At 74.8% G+C, this 19667-nt stretch carries 7 protein-coding genes; all 7 read left to right on the forward strand.

Annotation, left to right across the window (positions count from 1 at the left end; translation table 11 throughout):
* Positions 1–2: 2 nt before the first annotated feature.
* Positions 3–425, forward strand: coding sequence for a MaoC family dehydratase (locus tag C7C46_RS16775; protein ID WP_110670454.1), 423 nt, complete (start codon positions 3–5; stop codon positions 423–425).
* A gap of 575 nt (positions 426–1000) precedes the next feature.
* Positions 1001–1294: an acyl carrier protein gene (locus C7C46_RS16780; RefSeq protein WP_110670456.1), complete on the forward strand. Its 294-nt coding sequence runs from the start codon at positions 1001–1003 to the stop codon at positions 1292–1294.
* Positions 1278–2159, forward strand: a complete 882-nt coding sequence (locus tag C7C46_RS16785) for a thioesterase domain-containing protein (protein WP_110670458.1) — start codon at positions 1278–1280, stop codon at positions 2157–2159. The genes C7C46_RS16780 and C7C46_RS16785 overlap by 17 nt, the downstream gene beginning before the upstream one ends.
* A gap of 67 nt (positions 2160–2226) precedes the next feature.
* Entirely contained in the window at positions 2227–9075 is a 6849-nt protein-coding gene (locus C7C46_RS16790) for a type I polyketide synthase (protein ID WP_110670460.1), read from the forward strand.
* A gap of 76 nt (positions 9076–9151) precedes the next feature.
* Positions 9152–16378 carry a beta-ketoacyl synthase N-terminal-like domain-containing protein gene (locus C7C46_RS16795; RefSeq protein ID WP_110670462.1) on the forward strand — a complete coding sequence of 2409 codons (7227 nt, stop codon included), beginning with the start codon at positions 9152–9154 and terminating at the stop codon, positions 16376–16378.
* Complete coding sequence (locus C7C46_RS16800) at positions 16375–17994, forward strand: PfaD family polyunsaturated fatty acid/polyketide biosynthesis protein (RefSeq protein WP_110670464.1); 1620 nt, start codon at positions 16375–16377, stop codon at positions 17992–17994. The genes C7C46_RS16795 and C7C46_RS16800 overlap by 4 nt, the downstream gene beginning before the upstream one ends.
* On the forward strand, positions 17991–19661 hold the full coding sequence (locus tag C7C46_RS16805; protein ID WP_110670466.1) for an acyl-CoA dehydrogenase family protein: 1671 nt from the start codon (positions 17991–17993) through the stop codon (positions 19659–19661). Before C7C46_RS16800 ends, C7C46_RS16805 begins: the two co-directional genes overlap by 4 nt.
* Positions 19662–19667 lie beyond the last annotated feature (6 nt).

Below are 19667 nucleotides of genomic sequence, written 5' to 3' on the forward strand. Positions count from 1 at the left end.
GCATGGCTGTCAGCTTCGACGAGGTCGAGGTCGGAACCGCGCTGCCGGCGCAGTCCTTCCCCGTGACCCGCGCCACTCTGGTGCGCTACGCGGGCGCCTCGGGGGACTTCAACCCGATCCACTGGAACGAGAAGTTCGCGCTGGAGGTCGGCCTGCCCGACGTGATCGCGCACGGCATGTTCACCATGGCCGAGGCGATCCGGGTGGTCACCGACTGGACCGGCGACCCGGGCGCGGTGGTCGAGTACGGCGTGCGGTTCACCCGCCCCGTGGTGGTGCCGAACGACGAGGCCGGCGCGGTGGTCGAGGTCTCCGGGAAGGTGGCCAAGCTGCTGGACGGGCGCCGGGTCCAGGTGGACCTGCTGGCCACCAGCGAGGGGCAGAAGGTGCTCGGCATGTCGCGCGCGGTGGTCCAGCTGGCCTGAGCGACCCTTCGCCGACCGACGAAGCCGCTCCCGGGAGTCCCCGGGGGCGGCTTCTGCCATCCTCACTTGAACAACTCAGGGTAATCGGCCCGCTGGTGGCCCCGGCCCCCCGCGCAGCCCGCCGCCGAGCGCCGATTCCGCCGCTGGCCTGCGCCTTCCCTGATGGACAAAACGTCAGCAGAACGTCCCGCCCGAATGACCGAAAGTCCGTCATATCCGCTGCGGACAGCGCCAGGTGGCCCAGTCGGGACGGTTCGCATTCGGCCAGTTGCGCGGTCATCAGAGCCGGACGTACCTTCCTCAACAAGACGCGGGGCCCTGGTATCACGGCAGGTCAGCCAGTGCCCGGGGGCCCGCGCCGGCCGGACCGGCCGGTCCCTCCGCCCTACCCTCATCCCCTTCCCCGTCCCGGGCACCCGTCTGCCCGAAACGCCGCGCGCCCGTCCGTCACTCGGTGTGCCGCCGCACGTCAATCCCATGCCAATCCCAGGTCGAGCCTGCCCGCGCCGGCTGCTCGACGCCCGTTTCCGCGTTCCTGACGGCCCGTCCGGGCCCGTGATCAGGGAGGACCTCCCGTGACCGTAGTGACCGCTTCGCAGGCCCAGCAGTGGCTGATCGAGAAGATTGCCCACCGTGTCGGGGTGCCGGAGAGCGAGATCGCCCCGGAGCAGTACTTCGACGAGCTGGATCTGGACTCCACCGAGGCCCTGATCCTGGCCGGCGAGCTGGAGAACTGGCTCGGCTTCGAGCTGGGCAGCACCACCCTCTGGTACCACCCGACGATCAAGGACCTGGCCGAGTTCCTGGCCCAGGAGTCCACCGTCCAGCAGCAGGCCCAGGTCGAGGGACAGCATGCGGCCACGGCCTGAGCAGGGCGGCCGGCCGCAGCCGGGGCCGGTGCACCGGCTGCGCGCCGCGCAGCCGGGCCACGGCACGGTGCACCTGGTGCACCCCGGGGCGCTGGCGGCCGAGGTGCACCGCAACCTGGCCGACGCGCTGCCGGACGGCGACGGCCTGACCGTGCTCGACCTGTCCGGGCTGCCCGCGTACTTCGAGGCCGCGCTGACCGGCGGCCGGGCCGACACCACGGTGCAGGCGCTGGCCGAGCGGCTGGTCGCCGAGCTGGAGCTGGCACCGGGCGACACGCTCGTCGGCTGGTCCTTCGGCGGCGTGGTGGCCCAAGCGATGGTCGAGCTGCTGCCGGCCGACCGGCGCCCGCGGGAGCTGGTGCTGCTGGACAGCATCGCGCCCACCGAGGGCTATCAGCAGCCGGACGAGGCGCTGGACGCCCCGCTGCTGCTGGGCTGGTTCGGGATGTACCTGGGTGCCAAGCGGGGCCGGCCGGTGCCGCTGGACCCGGCCCGGCTGGCCGGCTGCGGCACCGAGGACGGCCTGCTGCTGGTGCTGGACGCCGCGGTGGCGGCCGGCGCCCTGCTCCCCGACACCTCGCTGCCGGGCCTGCGCAAGCTCTACGAGACCTATGTGGACGGCCTGTTGCGCAACAACCGGCTGACCGCCCCGTACCGCCCGGTGCCGGCCTCGGTGCCGCTGGTGCTGGTCACCGCCGAGCGCAGCCTGCTGCCCGGTGACCGCACCCTCGGTTGGCAGCCGCTGGCCCGGCACGGTCTGACCGTGCACTCCTGCCCGGGCGACCACTACACGATGCTCACCCGGCCGGACGCCGCTGCGCTGATCGCCGAGCTGGTCCGCCCGGACCGGCGGCCGCAGCGCTGACCGTGCCCACCGCTCCGCTCCCTCCCCTGGGCCGCGCCAGGCCCGAAGAGACCAAGAGAGCCCTGCCGTGAACGAATCCCAGCCCAGCAAGCTCCCCCCGTCGGACCACGACCTCGACCGCAGGCTGGCGAGCAACCCGATCGCCATCGTCGGCCTCTCCGCGCTCTACCCCAAGTCCCGTGACCTGCGCGAGTTCTGGGGCAACGTGGTGGCGGCGGCCGACTGCATCGAGGAGGTCCCGAGCACCCACTGGGACGTCGCCGAGCACTACGACCCGGACCCGACGGCCCCCGACAAGACCTACGCCAAGCGCGGCGGGTTCATCCCGCAGGTCCCGTTCGACCCGATGGAGTTCGGCCTGCCGCCGACCACCCTGGAGGTCACCGACGTCCTCCAGCTGCTCAGCCTGACGGTGGCTCGCGACGTGCTCAAGGACGCCGGGGCGCAGGGGAGTTGGTACGACCCGGCGCGCACCGGAGTGGTGCTCGGCATCACCGGTGCCAACCAGCTGACCCAGCCGCTGTCGGCCCGGCTGCAGACGCCGGTGCTCAAGGAGGTGGTGCGCAGCTGCGGTCTGAGCGAGCGGGACGCCGAGGAGATCGCCGAGAAGTTCAAGCTGGCCTTCGCGCCGTGGGAGGAGAACTCCTTCCCGGGCATGCTCGGCAACGTGGTGGCCGGCCGGATCGCCAACCGGCTCGACCTCGGCGGCACCAACATGACCATCGACGCGGCCTGCGCCTCCTCGCTGGCGGCGACCAAGGCGGCGGTCAGCGAGCTGCTGGAGGGCCGGGCCGACACCATGCTGGCCGGCGGCTGCGACGCCGAGAACACCATCTTCATGTACCTGTGCTTCTCCAAGACGCCCGCCTTCTCCAAGGCCGGCAGCATCCGCCCGTTCGACAAGGACGCGGACGGCACGCTGATCGGCGAGGGCATCGGGATGCTGGCGCTGCGCCGGCTCGCCGACGCGGAGCGGGACGGCAACGAGATCTACGCGGTGATCCGCGGCATCGGCACCTCCAGCGACGGGCGGTTCAAGTCCATCTACGCCCCGCGCAAGGAGGGCCAGATGGTCGCGCTGCGCCGGGCGTACGAGGACGCGGCCGCCTCGCCGGCCAGCGTCGAGCTGTTCGAGGCGCACGGCACCGGCACCGCGGTCGGCGACGCCACCGAGTTGTCCGCGCTGGCCGAGGTGGTGGCCGAGAGCACCGAGGAGCAGCAGTTCGCGGCCATCGGCAGCGTCAAGTCGCAGATCGGGCACACCAAGGCGGCGGCCGGTGCGGCCGGCATGATCAAGCTGGCGCTGGCCCTGCACCACAAGCTGCTGCCGCCCACCATCAACGTCACCGAGCCCAGCTCGGCGGTCGGCGGCCCGTTCTACGTGAACACCGAGACCCGGCCGTGGATCAAGGACCCGGCGCGGGACTCGCGGCGGGCCGCGATCTCCTCGTTCGGCTTCGGCGGCACCAACTTCCACTTCGTGCTCCAGGAGCACGGCACCGGGGACGACCTGCAGGTGCTCTTCCCGGTGGCCAAGGCGCAGTTGTGGCACGCGCCGGACGCGGCCGCGCTGGCCGAGCTGCTTGCCTCGGGCGCGCCCGGGGTGGACTCGGCGGCCGCGGTGCCGGCCGACCACGCCCGGGTGGCACTGGCCGCGCGCGGTGAGGCGGAGTCGGCCGAGCTGCGCGAGCTGGCCGTCAAGGAGCTGCGCGGCAAGCCGGAGGCGGCGAGCTGGGCGCACCCCAAGGGCGTCTGGTACCGCCGGCGGGCGGCCGAGACCGGCAAGGTCGGGGCGCTCTTCGCCGGGCAGGGCAGCCAGTACGTCAACCCCGGGCGGGACGCGGTGCTCGCGCTGCCGCCGCTGCGGGCCGCCTTCGACCAGGCCAACCAGCACTTCAGCGGGGACCGGACGCTGGCCCGGGTGGCTTTCCCGCCGCCCGCCTTCGACCAGGCCGCCCGCACCGCGCAGGAGGAGGCGCTGCGCCGCACCGAGTACGCGCAGCCGGCGATCGGCGCGCTCTCGGTCGGGCAGTTCCGCTACCTGGCCGAGCTCGGCTTCGCGGCCGACGGTCAACTTGGCCACAGCTTCGGTGAGTTGACCGCGCTCTGGGCCGGTGGCTCGCTCTCCGACGAGGCGTACTTCGGGCTCGCCCGGGCCCGCGGTGCGGCGATGGCGCCGCCCGCGCAGGCGGCCGCCGACCACGACGCCGGAGCCATGGCGGCGATCTCGGCGGACGAGTCGACGGTGGCCCGGCTGCTCGCCGACCACCCGGAGCTGGTGGTCTGCAACCGCAACGCGGCGGACCAGGTGGTGGTCGGCGGGCCGACCGCCGCGGTCGAGCGACTGGTCGCCGATGCGGCCGGCGGCCCGGTGCGGATCAGCCGGCTGCCGGTCTCGGCGGCCTTCCACACCCCGTTCGTGGCGCATGCGGTGCGGGCCTTCACGGCGGCGGTGGCCCAGGTCGAGGTGGTCGGGCCGAAGACCCCGGTGTTCGCCAACACCCCTGGTGGCTCCTACGGTTCGGACATCGAGGCGAACCGGAAGCTGCTCACCGAGCAGCTCGTCAACCCGGTCCACTTCGCCGACCGGGTCGAGGAGATGTACGCGGCCGGGTTCCGCACCTTCGTGGAGTTCGGCCCGCGGGGCGTGCTGACCAAGCTGGTGGACCGGATCCTCGGCGAGCGCCCGCACCAGGCGGTCCGGCTGGACCCGGGCCCGGGTGCCGACGCGGATCTGGCGATGAAGCGGGCCGTTGCCCAACTCGCGGTGATCGGGCTGCCTTTGGCGCTGACCGACCGGTACGTCGCGGCGCCGGTCGAGGTCGCGCCGCGCAAGGGCATGACGGTGCCGCTGAACGGGATCAACTACGTCCCGCAGTCGCGGAAGGCGGCCTACCAGGAGGCGCTGCGCAACGGGTACCGGGTGGCGCTGCCGACCGCGCCCGCGCCGGCGGCCGCTCCTGCCCCCGCTCCCGTCCCGGTGGCGGCTCCCGCCCCGGCGGTGGTCGCGCCCGTCCAGCCCGCACCTGTCGCGGTGGCCACGCTGCCCGCCGCGCCGACACCGAATCAGGAGACGCCCCCTGTGGAACGGGACCACCAGCCGGACCGGCTGGCCAAACTGATCGCCGATCACCTGGCGCTGCACGACGACTACCTCAACGGCCAGCTGCAGAGCGCCCAGCGGCTCGCCGGGCTGCTGGAGGACGCGGCCGACCAGGGCCGGGTGGACCACGTGCTGCCCGGGGTCACGGCGGTGAAGGAGCACGGCCTGGCGATCGGGCGCACGCACCTGCGGGCGAACGAGATCCTGCGGGACCTGGCGGCGATGGAGCTGGCCCCGGGTGCGGGTGCCGGTGCTCCGGTGACGGCCGAGCTGGTCAGCCCGGCGCCGGTCGCGCCGGCTGCGGTGGCTCTGGCCCCGGCCCCGGTTGCGCCTGCTGCCGTGGCAGCTGCGCCGGTTGCCCCGGCCCCGGTGGTCCCGGCTGCGGCGCCGGCCCCGGTGATCCCCGCGCCCGTGGCGGCCGCGCCGGTGGCACCCGTGCTGCCGCCGGCCCCCGCCCCGGCGCCTGCTGCACCGTCGGTGACGGCGGACCAGGTCGCTGCTGCCCTGCTGGAGGTGGTCTCGCAGAAGACCGGTTACCCGGCGGAGATGCTCGAGTTGGGCATGGATGTCGAGGCGGATCTGGGGATCGACTCGATCAAGCGGGTCGAGATCATGGGTGTGCTGTCGGAGCGGTTCCCCTCCGACACTCCGGTCGGTCCGGAGCAGCTCGGTGAGCTGCGCACGCTGGGTCAGATCGTGGACTTCATGACCGCGGTCGCGGGCAGCGCTCCTGCTGCCGTGATGCCGGCTCCGGTTTCCGGGGTGACGGCGGATCAGGTGACTCAGGCTCTGCTGGAGGTGGTCTCGCAGAAGACCGGTTACCCGGCGGAGATGCTCGAGCTGGGGATGGATGTCGAGGCGGATCTGGGGATCGACTCGATCAAGCGGGTCGAGATCATGGGTGTGCTGTCGGAGCGGTTCCCCTCCGACACTCCGGTTGGTCCGGAGCAGCTCGGTGAGCTGCGCACCCTAGGCCAGATCGTCGACTTCATGACCGCCGTCTCAGGCGGCGCACCTGCTTCGGCAGCCCCCGTTTCCGGGGTGACTGCGGATCAGGTGACCCAGGCTCTGCTGGAGGTGGTCTCGCAGAAGACGGGCTATCCGGCGGAGATGCTCGAGCTGGGGATGGATGTCGAGGCGGATCTGGGGATCGACTCGATCAAGCGGGTCGAGATCATGGGTGTGCTGTCGGAGCGGTTCCCCTCCGACACTCCGGTCGGTCCGGAGCAGCTCGGTGAGCTGCGCACCCTCGGCCAGATCGTCGACTTCATGACCGGCACCACGACGCCGGCCCCGGCTCCGGCCGCTCCCCAGGCCCAGGCCCAGCCCCAGGCCTCGGCCCCGGCTGCGCCCGAAGCCCCGGCCCGTCCGGCCGCGGCCCCCGCGCCGCGCCCCGCCGGGATCGGCCGCGCCCAGGCGGCGCTCGCCGAACTCCCGCACCCCGACCACCTGGTGGCCGCCTACCCGGCCGGTGGCGGTGCGCTGCTGGTGGACGACGGCGGCGAGCTGGTCCCGGCCGTGGCCGCCCGGCTGCGCTCGGCCGGCTGGCAGCTCAAGGCCCTGCGGCTGCCCGGCGTCACCCGCACCATCGACGGCGCCCAGGACCACCCGCTGACCGGCTGGGGCCCGACCGAGCTGGCCGAGCGCGCCGAGCAGCTGCTGGCCGAGCCGGTGAGCCTGGTGCTGGCCTTCGCCACCCGCCAGGACACCGACTGGGCCGAGGGCCTGCGCCGCCTGTCCCACACCCTGCTGGTGGCCCGCCACCTGGTCGAGCCGCTGCGCCGCCAGAGCGCCAGGGGCCGGGCCGCCTTCGTCACCGTCACCCGGCTGGACGGCGCCTTCGGCCTGACCGGTGTGGCCGAGCAGCTCACCCCGGCCGGCGGCTACGGCGGCCTGGTCAAGACCCTCGCGGTGGAGGCCCCCGAGCTGTTCTGCCGGGCCGTGGACCTGGCCCCGGCGCTGACCACCGAGCGCGGTGCCGAGCTGGTCCTGGCCGAGTGCCAGGACGCCCAGCCGTCCCCCGTCCAGGTGGCCCGCAGCGCCGATGGCCGGCGCCACCGGCTGACCCTCGCCGAGCGCCCGGCCTTCCCGGCCCGCCCGGCCGGGGCCGAGGTGGCCGAGCTCGGCCCCGAAGACCTGCTGGTGGTCACCGGCGGCGGACGCGGCATCACCGCCCGCTGCGTGGTCGAGCTGGCCCGCACCCACCGGCCCGGCCTGCTGCTGATCGGCCGCACCGCGCTGGGGGAGGAGCCGGCCTGGGCCCAGGGCGTGACCGGCACCGCCGAGCTCAAGGCGGCCGCCGTGGCCCGGCTCAAGGAGCAGGGCGAGAAGCCCACCCCCAAGCGGGTCGAGCAGCTCTACCAGGCGGTGGTCGGCGAGCGCGAGGTGCGCGCCACCCTGGCCGCCGTCACCGCGGCCGGCGCGAGCGCCGAGTACCTGGCGGTGGACCTCACCGACGCCGCGGCCACGGCTGCCGCGCTGGCGCCGTACGCCCACCGGGTGACCGGCCTGGTGCACGGTGCCGGGGTGCTGGCCGACCAGCTGATCGCGCAGAAGAAGGCCTCCGAGATCGAGCGGGTGTTCGCCACCAAGCTCGGCGGGCTGCGCTCGGTGCTGGACGCGCTGGAGCCCGAGCGGCTGCGCCACCTGCTGCTCTTCTCCTCGGTCGCCGGGTTCTTCGGCAACCAGGGCCAGTCCGACTACGCGATGGCCAACGAGGTGCTCAACGCCTGGGCCGGCGCCTTCAAGCGCGAGCACCCGCGGGTGCGGGTGAGCTCGCTCAACTGGGGCGCCTGGGACAGCGGGATGGTCTCGCCGCAGATCAAGGCGGTGTTCCAGGAGCGCGGCATCACGCTGATCGGTCCGGACGCCGGGGCCGAGCTGTTCACCGGACAGTTCGCCGCCGACCGGGGCCACGACGTGGTCACCGTGCTCGGCCCGACCACCCCGCTCTCCGCCCCGGCCGCTCCCGAGCTGCTGACTCACGGTCAGGAGACGGTGCTGGAGCGCGAGCTGGCAGAGCTGGCCGACGAGCCGATGGTGGCCGACCACGTGATCGGCGACGCCCCGGTGCTGCCGGCCGCGCTCGCCCTGGGCTGGGCGGTCGGCGCGGTGGAGCGGCTGACCGGCGGCACCGTCCGCCAGGTGCGGGACTTCGCGGTGCACAAGGGCATCGTGCTGGACGGCACCGAGCCGGCCCGGCTGCAACTGGCCGCCACCCCCGCCGGCGACCAAGCGACCACCGAGGTGGTGATCCGCTCGGTCACGGTCGAGGGGGCGCTGCGCCCGCACTACGCGGCCTCGGTGGTGCTCGGCGCCGACCCGGCCGGCGAGCTCGGCCACCCGATGGCGCTGCCCGCGCTGGGCGAGGGCACCGATGCCGGTGAGCTGTACCGCGACGGCACGCTGTTCCACGGTGAGGCGCTGCGCGGCATCCGCCGGGTGCTGGCCGCCGAGGAGTCCCGGCTGGTGCTGGAGTGCGCGCTGGCCGAGCAGCGGCCGGCCGGCGGGGCCTGGGCCGGGCGGCTGTACGCGCCCGGCACCGCGGACCTGCTGCTGCAGGCCGGTCTGGTCTGGATGCGCCGGTTCAAGCAGACCGCGAGCCTGCCGCTCTCGGTGGCCCGGGCCGAGTTCCACCAGCCGCTGCCGGACGGCGAGCCGTTCCTGGTGGTGGTCGAGCCCAGCACGGTCAACGGCAGCTCGGCGAGCGTGACGGTCACCGCGGTGCGCCGCGACGGCCGGGTGCTGGCCCGCCTGGCCGGCGTGGGCCTGGTCTCCACCCCGCAGCTGGCCGCGAAGTTCGCCACCAGCTGACGCCCCGTATCGATCGGTCCGGCCCGCCCGCGCGGTGGGCCGGACCGGCCGAACCCCGGAGGGATTTCGAACGTCCATGACCAAGTACGCCATCGTCGGCCTGGCCTGCCTCTTCCCGGGCGCCGCCGGTCCGGACGCGTTCTGGCAGAACCTCAGCAGCGGCACCGACAGCCGTACCGAGGGCGGCCGCGAGGTCTTCGGCCCCGCCGCCCGGCACGCGGACCCGCAGCACCGGATCTACTGCACCAGGGGCGGGTTCGTCCGCGACTTCGCCTTCGACCCGGCCGGCTACCTGCTGGCCGCCGAGAAGCTGGCCGGGCTGGACCCGGTCTTCCAGTGGTCGCTGCACGTGGCCCGCGAGGCGCTGCGCGAGGGCGGCCACGCCGAGCGCCCCGAACTGCTCGCCCGCACCGGCCTGGTGCTCGGCAACTACTCCTTCCCGACCCCGGGTTCGGCCCGGATCAGCCTGCCGCTGGTGGACGAGGCGGTGCGCGAGGGCCTGCGCCGGGCCGGGGCCGAGCTGCCGGCCGGCCCGCTGTCGGGCCCGGCCGACCCGGACGACGCCCGGGTCAGCGGTGCCCCGGCCCGGATCGCGGCCGCCGCGCTGGGCCTGGGCGGTCCGCGGTACGCGCTGGACGCGGCCTGCTCCTCGGCGCTGTACGCGCTCAAGCTGGCATGCGACCACCTGGCCACCGGCCAGGCCGACCTGATGCTGGCCGGCGGCGTCTGCGCCCCCGACCCGACCCTGATCCACCTCTCCTTCTCCGACCTGCACGCCTACCCGCAGGACGGGTTCAGCCAGCCCTTCGACGCGGCCTCCGGCGGCATCCTGACCGGCCAGGGCGCCGGCATGTTCGCGGTCCGCCGACTCGAGGACGCGCTGCGCGACGGCGACACCGTGCACGCGGTGATCGACGGCATCGGCCTGTCCAACGACGGCGCCGGCCGCCACCTGCTGGTGCCGAGCGCGGCCGGCCAGCGCCGGGCCTACGAACTGGCCTACGCCCAGGCCGAGGTGGACCCCGCCGAGATCGACTACCTGGAGTGCCACGCCACCGGCACCCCGATCGGGGACGCCACCGAGGCGGCCTCGGTGGCGGAGTTCTTCGGACCGGAGGGCGGCCCGCTGCTCGGCTCGGTCAAGGGCAACCTCGGCCACCTGCTCACGGTCGCCGGGCTGACCAGCATGCTCAAGGTGATCCTGGCCATGCGGCACGGCCAACTGCCGCCCACCGTCGGCGTGTCGAAGCCGATCGCCGGCCTGCCCGGCGACGCGCTGGTGCGCGAGCTGCAGCCCTGGCCCGGGCCGGCCGGCGAACGCCGGGCCGCGGTCTCCGCGTTCGGCTTCGGCGGCACCAACGCCCACGTGGTGCTCAGCGACTCGCCGCACGCGGCGGAGCAGGACGGACCGGCCGAGCCCGTCGTCCGCCCGGCCCTGGACATCGTCGGCCTCGGCGCCCACTTCGGCACCTTCACCAGCGCCGCCGCCTACGAGCGCGCGGTGCACGACGGCCAGGACGCCTTCGGCCCGCTGCCCGAGCGCCGCTGGCGCGGCCTGGAGGAGACGGCCGGGGCCACGCTGGCCGCGGCCGGCCTGGACCGGACCCAGCTGCCCGAGGGCGCCTTCGTCGACGCCGTCGGCCTGGACCCGGTCGCGCACCGGATCCCGCCCGCCGACCTGCGCAACCACAACCTGCAGCACGCGCTGATCGCCAAGGTCGCCGACGAGGCGCTGACCGACGCCGGCTACCGGCGCGAGGCCGCCCCCGGCAGCGCGGCCCCCGCGCCGCGCCGGGTCGCCGTGGTGATCGCCATGGAGATCGAGCCGAGCGCCCACCTGCACCTGGCCCGGTACGGCCTGGGCGACCGGCTGCGCGAGCAGTTCGCCGCCGCCGGGCTGGAGCTGACGGACGATCAGTTCGAGGAGCTGGCCGCGCTGGCCCGGCGCGGGGTGCACGAGCCGATCGTGGCCAACGAGGTGCTCAGCTACATCGGCAACATCATGGCCAGCCGGATCTCCTCGCTGTGGAACTTCACCGGTCCCTCCTTCACCCTCTCGGCCGAGGGCGCCGGCACCGCCCAGGCACTGGAGACCGCCCGGCTGCTGCTGCTCGACCCGACCGTGGAGGCGGTGCTGGTCGGCGCGGTGGACCTGGCCGCCGCCCCGGAGAGCCTGCTGCTGCGGGCCACCGCGCCGGTGGCCGGGGCCGGGCTGAGCTTCGGCGAGGGCACCCGCGGCTGGCGGATCGGCGAGGGTGCGGGCGCGGTGGTGGTGGCCCGTCCCGGCGAGTCGGACCGGCCGGCCTACGCCCGGCTGGACGCCGTCGCGGTGCGCCACGCCGTGCCGGTGGCCGGCGAGCTGCCCGAGGCGGACGCCGCCGCGCTGGCCGCCGCCGCCCAGCAGGCGCTCGCCGACGCCGGGGTGACGGCCGACCAGATCGGCTACCTGGAGGCCCACGCGGGCGGCACCGAGGCCACGGACGGCGCCGAGCTGGCCGCCCTGGCCGAGGTCTACCCGGCCGGCCGCGCCGAGTTCGCGCTCGGCAGTGCCAAGGCGCAGCTGGGCGACACGCAGGGCGCGGCGGCGATGGCGGGCCTGCTGCGCGCCGTCTTCTGCCTGCACCACGGCTACCTGCCCGGCACGCCCGGCTGGCAGCGCCCCGCCCCGGAGCTGGCCGAGGCCTTCGCCCGGACCGGCGGCTACCTGCCGGACAGCTCCCACCCCTGGCTGCGCGCGGACCGCGACGGCCGGCGGCACGCCGCCGTCTCCTTCCTGGGCACCGGCGGGGCGCACGGCCACCTGGTGCTCTCCGCCGCGCGGACCAGCGGGGCGGAGCAGGAGCGGGCCTGGCAGCGGGCCGGCGGCCCGGTGCTGCTGGCGCTCGGTGCTCCGCAGTCGGCCGGCCTGCCGGCCGTGGTCGAGGCGCACCGGGCCGAACTCGCCGCAGGCGCCGACCCGTACGCGCTGGCCCGCCGGGCCGCCGCCGCGCTGACCCCGGGCGGTGCCCGGGTGGTGCTGGTCGGCCGGGACGCGGCCGAGCTCGGCAAGCAGCTGGAGCTGGCCGCCCGGGACCTGCCCGGCGCGCTGGCCAAGGGCGAGGACTGGGCCACCCCGGCGGGCAGCTACCACGCCGCCTGCCCGATCGGCCCCGACGGCAAGGTCGCCCTGGTCTTCCCGGGCGCGGTCAACTCCTACCCGGGCCTGGGCCGGGACCTGTTCCGGGCCTTCCCCGGCCTGCTGGAGCGGTTCGAGGCGGAGGCGGCGGACCCCGACCGCACCTTCCGCACCGCCCGGCTGCACCCGCGCCGGCAGACCACGCCGGACCGGCGCGAGCTGATGGCGCTGGAGGCCGAGCTGGCCGAGGACCTGCCGTTCATGCTGGCCACCGGCACCACCTTCGCGATCCTGCACACCGACCTGGTGCGCGAGCTGCTCGGCATCCGGGTGCACGGCGCGTTCGGCTACAGCCTGGGGGAGAGCAGCATGCTGTTCGCCACCGGCGGCTGGCAGCGCGGGGCCCGCCGGGACGACCGGATCAGCGCCACTCCGCTGTTCAAGCACCGGCTGAACGGGCGCCGTGACACGGTGCGCGAGCTGTGGCAGCTGCCCGAGCAGCTGCCGGACGCCAAGGTCTGGGGCGGCTTCGTGCTGCTGGCCGAGGCGGACCGGGTGCGGGCGGCGCTGGCCGGCTACCCGCGGGTCTTCCTCACCCACGTCAACACGCCCGGTGAGGTGGTGGTGGCCGGCGATCCGGCCCAGTGCCGCCTGCTGATCGAGGAGCTGGGCTGCCCGGCGGCCCGCTCGCCGGTCAACGGGGTGATGCACGCCCCGGTGGTGGACGGCGAGCTGGCCGGGCTGGCCGAGCTGAACAGCCACCCCGTGGGCAGCACCGGCGAGTTGGAACTGCTCAGCGCCTACGACTACGGCCCGATCACCAGGTACGAGCAGCAGGAGCTGGCCGAGCGGATCGCGCACACGCTGCGCAGCACCATCGACTTCCCGGAACTGGTGCGGACCGCCCACCGGCGCGGCTACCGCTACTTCATCGAGGTCGGCCCGAGCGCCACCTGCACCCGCTGGGTGCACGAGACCCTCGGCACGGCCGAGCACGTGGCGGTCTCGGTGGACCGGCGCGGCGTGCCCGCCGTGCGGGCCGTGGCGCAGCTGGTCGCCCGGCTGGTGGCGCACGGCGTGCCGCTGGACCTGACCGGGCTGCTCGGCGCCGAGCCCGCCGCCACGGCGGTCCGGGCGAACCGGCTGCTGGTCCCGGTCGGCGGCGGCGCCTCCATCCCCGCCCAGGTCGCGGCCACCGCCGGCGCGGTGCTGGCGGCCCGCACCCCGGCCGTCCTCCCGCAGCCGGCCCCCGTGGCCGCCGCTCCCGTCCCCCCTGTCCCCGTCCCGGTGGCCGCCGTCCCCGTCCTGGTGGGCGCCGGCGGCCCGCCCGTGCCGCCCGACCGCCCCACGCCGGCCGCTCACCTCTCGCTGGAGGAGCCCGCCCCGATGCCTGCCGACCCCACCCTCGCCGACCCGGAGGCGCTCGCCTTCGACGGTGAACCGATCTCCTTCCTGCCCTGGGCCGACCCGCAGCCGGCTGCCGCACCGTCAGCCGAGCGGCCGTCAGCACCGGCGGCGCCCGTTGCCCCGTCAACCCCCGCTCCCAGCAGGCCGGTCAGCGCCCAGGACCTGGTGCGCGAGCTGCGCGAGCAACTGATGAGCACCCACTCCGTGGTGATGGAGACCCAGCGGGTGCTCCAGGAGAGCACCCTGGCCCGTACCGAGGCGCTGCTGCGCGAGGCCCGGCCCGCCGGTGCCCACGCGCTCCCGGCGCTGCCCGAGCCCGCTCCCGAGCCGCTCGCCCTCACGGCCGAGCCCGCTCCCGAGCCGCTCGCGCTGACCGCCGCCCCGCGCACTCCCGGGGTGGTCTGGGACCAGGCCGACCTGCTGGAGTTCGCCACCGGCTCGCTGGCCAAGGTCTTCGGCCCCGGCTTCGCCGAGATCGACGGCTACGCCAAGCGGGTGCGGCTGCCCGCCCCGCCCTACCACTTCGTCACCCGGGTGACCGGACTCGAGGCGCAGACCGGCGTCTACCAGCCCTCGTTCATCCGCACCGAGTACGACGTGCCCGAGGACGCCTGGTACACGGTGGACGGCGGGGTGCCGCCGGCCGTGGCGATCGAGGCGGGCCAGTGCGACCTGCTGCTGATCAGCTACCTGGGCATCGACTTCCGCAACCAGGGCGAGCGGGTCTACCGGCTGCTGGACTCCACCCTGGTCTTCCACGGCGACCTGCCGCAGGCCGGGCAGACGCTGCGCTACGACATCTCGATCAACCGCTTCGTCACCCAGGGCGCCACCACGCTCTTCTTCTTCAGCTACCTCTGCTACGCGGACGGCGAGCTGATCCTGGAGCTGAAGGACGCCTGCGCCGGCTTCTTCACCCAGGCCGAGCTGGACACCCCGCTGGGCGTGGTGACCACCGAGAAGGAGCGGGCCGCCAGGGCGGCGCTGACCCGCGGCTGGTTCAAGCCGCTGGCGAGCACCTCGAAGAACCTGCTGACCGCGGCCGACCTGGAGCTGCTCGCCCAGGGCCGCCCCGGCGAGGTGTTCGGGCCCGAGCACGCACAGGACCCGGGCCTCAACCCGGCGCTGCGGCTGCCGGACGCCCGGCTGCGGATGGTCGACGAGATCCGGATCGACCGCACCGGCGGCCCGCGCGGCCTGGGCGCGATCAGCGCGACCAAGCAGCTCGACCCGAACGCCTGGTACTTCGAGTGCCACTTCCCGGACGACCCGGTGCTGGCGGGCTCCCTGGTGGCCGAGGGCGCGGTGCAGGTGCTGCAGGCCTACCTGCTGCACCAGGGCATGCACCTGGTGCTGCCGGACGCCCGGTTCCAGACCGTGATCGGGCTGCAGACCGAAGTGCAGGTGCGCGGCCAGATCACCCCGGAGCACCGGGAGATCCGCTACGAGCTGGAGGTCATGGAGCTGACCATGCTGCCGCGGCCCACCGTGGTCGCGGACGTGCTGGTCTACCTGGGCGACAAGCCGGTGATCCGGATGCGCAACTTCGGCATCCAGGTCCGGGAGAAGCCCGGTACCCCGTACCGGCCCGAACTCGGCGGCGTCCCGGCCTTCCTGGGCCGGCGCAACCGGTCCGGCGAGCCCGCGATGATCAACGAGCTGCACCTGGCGCACGCGGCCAAGGGCGACCTGGGCACCGCGATGGGCCCGGAGTTCGACGTCTACGCGAACTCCCGGGCGCCGTACATCCCCAACGGGGACTTCCAGTTCGTCGACCGGATCATGCGGCTCACCGGCACCCGCGGCGACCTGGCCCCCGGCTCGGAGATGGTCACCGAGTACGACTCGCCGACCGACGCCTGGTACTACCAGCACAACAGCGACCCGCACCTGCCCAACTGCGTGCTGATGGAGACCTCGCTGCAGGCCGCCATCCTGCTCGGCTACTACCTGGGCGCCACCCTCAAGCAGCCGCAGACCCAGTACGCGATCCGCAACCTGGACGGCCGGGCCACCGTGGTCAAGGACGTCGACCTGCGCGGCAAGACCATCCGGCACCACTCCAAGCTGCTGATGACCAGTGCGGTCTCCGGCGCGGTGCTGCAGAACTTCAGCTACGAACTCTCCGCCGACGGCGAGGTGTTCTACACCGGCGAGTCGCTCTTCGGGTACTTCAGCGAGGCCGCGCTGGCCAACCAGGCCGGCCTGGACTCCGGGCAGTACGTCGCCCCCTGGCTGGAGCGCAACCCGCAGGCCCTCGCCAAGCGGATCGAACTGACCGACGGGGCGCCCCAGTTCACCGACCCGACCGGGGGCCGGCTGGCCCTGCCGGGTGGCCACTTCCACCTGGTGGACGAGGTCGACCTGGTCGCGGACGGCGGCAACCACGGCCGCGGCTACCTGCACGGGCGGCGCGCGGTGCGCCCCGACGAGTGGTACTTCGACTGCCACTTCCACCGCGACCCGGTGATGCCCGGCTCGCTCGGCGTGGAGGCGGTGCTGCAGGCGCTGCGGCTGTTCGTACTGGAGCAGGGCCTGGCCGAGGGGCTGGCCGAGCCGCACTTCGCGCTCGCCCGCGACGTCGAGACCAGCTGGAAGTACCGCGGCCAGATCCTGCGTCAGGACGGCGAGATGCGGTTCGACGCGCACATCAAGGAGATCCGCCGCGAGGCGGGCCGGATCGTGGTGATCGCCGACGCCGAGCTGTGGAAGCCGGGCCTGCGGATCTACGAACTGACCGACGTGGCCATCGAGGTCCGTGCGAAGGAGTACCGGGCATGACCACCGCCACCACCACCCCCCTGCACTGGCAGGGGCCCGGCTATCCGAGCACCGACCCGGCCGGGGTCTACCAGGTGCTCGCCGATCTGGACAGTCCCTGCTTCGTGGTGCGCACCCCGCAGGGCATCGGCGCGGTCTCCGGCGGCCAGGCGCTGCCGGGGGCCGGCGCCCCGGCGGGCAGCCTGCCGCTGCTGGCCGCCGCCGCCCCGCTGCCCCCGCAGCGGCTCGGCTCGGCCGCCTTCCGCAACGCGCACGGCGTGCGCCAGCCGTACATGGCCGGCGCGATGGCCGGCGGGATCGCCTCCGCCGACCTGGTGATCGCACTGGCCCGGGAGGGCTACCTGGCCTCCTACGGGGCGGCCGGGCTGCTGCCGGAGAGCATCGAGAAGGCGCTGGAGCGGTTCGCCGCGCAGATCCCGGGCCTGCCCTTCGCGGTCAACCTGATCCACAGCCCGAGCGAGGAGCGGCTGGAGCGGGAGGCGGTCGAGCTCTTCCTCAAGCACGGGGTGCGCTGCGTGGAGGCCTCGGCCTTCATGGCGCTCAGCCCGCACATCGTCCGCTACCGGCTGGCCGGCCTGCGCCAGGGCGCGGACGGGCGGGTGCTGGCCGAGCACCGGGTGATCGCCAAGATCTCCCGCACCGAGACCGCCGAGCGGTTCATGCGCCCGGCCCCGGCCGCGCTGGTCGCCGACCTGCTGGCGCAGGGGCTGATCTCCCCGCTCCAGGCCGAGCTGGCCAAGCACGTGCCGATGGCCGAGGACATCACGGTGGAGGCCGACTCCGGCGGGCACACCGACCGGCGCCCGCTGCCCGCGCTGCTGCCGAGCATCCTGCGGCTGCGCGACACGGTGCAGCGCGAGCACCGCTACCCGGTGCCGATCCGGGTCGGCGCGGCCGGCGGCCTGGGCAGCCCGGTGGCGCTGGCGGCCGCCTTCGCGATGGGCGCCGCCTACGTGGTCACCGGCTCGGTCAACCAGTCCTGCGTCGAGTCGGGCGCCTCCAAGGCGACCAAGTCGCTGCTCGCCGAGGCGGGCATCGCGGACTGCGAGATGGCGCCGGCCGCCGACATGTTCGAGATGGGCGTGGAGCTGCAGGTGCTCAAGAAGGGCACGCTGTTCCCGATGCGGGCCAAGCGGCTCTACGAGCTCTACCAGGCCCACGAGTCGCTGGAGCAGATCCCGGCCGAGGACCGGGCCCGGCTGGAGGCGCAGCTGTTCCGCCGCCCGCTGGCCGAGGTCTGGCGCGAGTGCGAGGGCTACTTCCAGCGGCGCGACCCGGAGCAGCTGGCCCGGGCGGCGGACAACCCCAAGCGCCGGATGGCGCTGGTGTTCCGCTGGTACCTGGGGATGAGTTCGCGCTGGTCCACCACCGGCGACCCGGAGCGCACCCTGGACTACCAGATCTGGTGCGGCCCGGCGATGGGCAGCTTCAACGACTGGGTGACGGCCAGTTACCTCAAGGCGCCGGGCAACCGCCGAGTGGCCGAGGTGGCCCACCACCTGATGCGCGGGGCCGCCTTCCACACCCGGCTGGCCGCGCTGCGCACCGCGGGCGTGCAGATCCCGGCCTCGGCCGGCGACTACCGCCCGGTCCCGCCGGGGGACGGTGCGCTGTGATCGAGGCACTGACGGCCAAGGCGGCCGCCCTGGAGCTGCTGCTCGGTGACGCCGGGGACCCGGCCAACCCGTACGGCTTCGCGGCGGCCGCCCGGCGGGACGAGCGGGAGGAGTTCCCGGCCGAGTACGCGGCGGTGCTGCGCGAGGCCGGGTTCCACCTGGACTACCTGCCGCCCGCCTGGGGCGGCGGCTTCGAGTCCTTCGACCGCAGCCTGCAACTGGTGCGCAGCGCGGCCCGGCGCGACCTCAACGCGATGCCCGCCACCATGTTCTCCATCACCGCCGCCACCTGCCTGCGGCTGCACGGCTCGGCGGCGCAGCAGGACCGGGCCGCCGCCGTCCTGCGCCGCGGCGGCGCGGTGGGCTTCGCGCTCTCCGAGGCTGAGCACGGCAGCGACCTGCTGGCCAACGCGGTGCGCCTGGTGGCGGACGGCGCGGGGTACCGGCTGGACGGCACCAAGTGGATGGTCGGCCTCGGGCAGCGGTGCGAGGCGCTCTACCTGGTGGCCCGCACGGGCGACCGGGGTCCGGGTGCCTTCTCGGCCCTGCTGCTGGACACCACTGGGCTGGACCGCGGCGCGCCGGTGCGCACCAGCGGGATGCGCGGGATCGACTTCGCGCACCTGGCCTTCGACCAACTGCCGGTTTCCGCAGCTGATCTGGTAGGCCGTCAGGGCGAGGCGCTGGAGGTGGCGGTCAAGGCCCAGCAGGTGGTTCGGGTGATGAGCACGGCCGGCAGCCTGGGCGTGGCCGACACCGCGCTGCGGCTCACCCTGGACTTCGCCGCCGAGCGCCGGCTGGGCCGCACCGCGCTGCTGGACACCCCGTACCAGCGTCGCGAACTCGCGCTGGCCTCGGCCGCGTTGCTGGCCGCCGACGCGGTGGCGCTGGCCGCCGCCCGGGGTATCCACGTGGTCCCCGAGCAGTTCAGCGTCTGGGGCTGCGCGGCCAAGCACGTGGTGGCCGAGGCGGTGGACGACGTGCTGGCCCGGTGCGCGGCCACCCTGGCCAGCCGGGCCGTGCTGCGCGGCGAGGGACCGGGCGGCGGGCTGTTCCAGAAGCTGCGCCGGGACGCCGAGCTGGTCCGCGTGGTGGACACCAGCCCGCTTGCCAACCTGCGCTCCTTCGCCGGTCAACTGCCCAGCCTGGCAGAGCCGGTGGGCGAACGGGCGGCGGCCGCCACCGCGTTCGCACTGGACGCCGAGCTGCCGCCGTACGACCCGGCCAGGCTCGACCTGACGGCGCGCGGCAAGGAGCTGGTCACCGGCGGCCTGGCCGAGAGCGCCGAGGCGGCCCGCGCCGAGCTGGCCGGCGCCCCGGCGGTGGTGGCCCTCGTCGACCAGCTGCTCACCGCGCTGGCCGGGCTGCCGACCACCCCGACCACCGGCTGCGCGCAGCTGGACCTGGCCGAGCGGTTCGCCTGGCTGCACGCGGCCGCCGCCTGCCTGCGGCTGTGGTGGGCCAACCGCCACCTGCCGCTGCACGGCGGCAAGCCCGGCAGCCCCGACTGGCTCGGCGCCTGCCTCGGCTACCTGCTGGCCCGGGCCGACGGCGCCGACCCGCGCCGCTGCGCCGACACCGCGCCGGCCGCACTGGAGACGGTGCTGGCGCTGCGCGCCGACCACCGGCTCTTCTCGGCCGCCCCGGTCCCGCTCGCCCACCGCTGACCCTCA

Origin of the sequence: Streptomyces tateyamensis, assembly GCF_003205575.1 — a bacterium.
In the GTDB taxonomy this organism is placed as follows: domain Bacteria; phylum Actinomycetota; class Actinomycetes; order Streptomycetales; family Streptomycetaceae; genus Kitasatospora; species Kitasatospora tateyamensis.

What these genes read in the sequence shown, in the direction of transcription:
- C7C46_RS16775 (WP_110670454.1), top strand. Translation starts at nt 3, where the DNA reads ATGGCTGTCAGCTTCGACGAGGTCGAGGTCGGAACCGCGCTGCCGGCG.
- C7C46_RS16785 (WP_110670458.1), top strand. Translation starts at nt 1,278, where the DNA reads ATGCGGCCACGGCCTGAGCAGGGCGGCCGGCCGCAGCCGGGGCCGGTG.
- C7C46_RS16795 (WP_110670462.1), top strand. Translation starts at nt 9,152, where the DNA reads ATGACCAAGTACGCCATCGTCGGCCTGGCCTGCCTCTTCCCGGGCGCC.
- C7C46_RS16800 (WP_110670464.1), top strand. Translation starts at nt 16,375, where the DNA reads ATGACCACCGCCACCACCACCCCCCTGCACTGGCAGGGGCCCGGCTAT.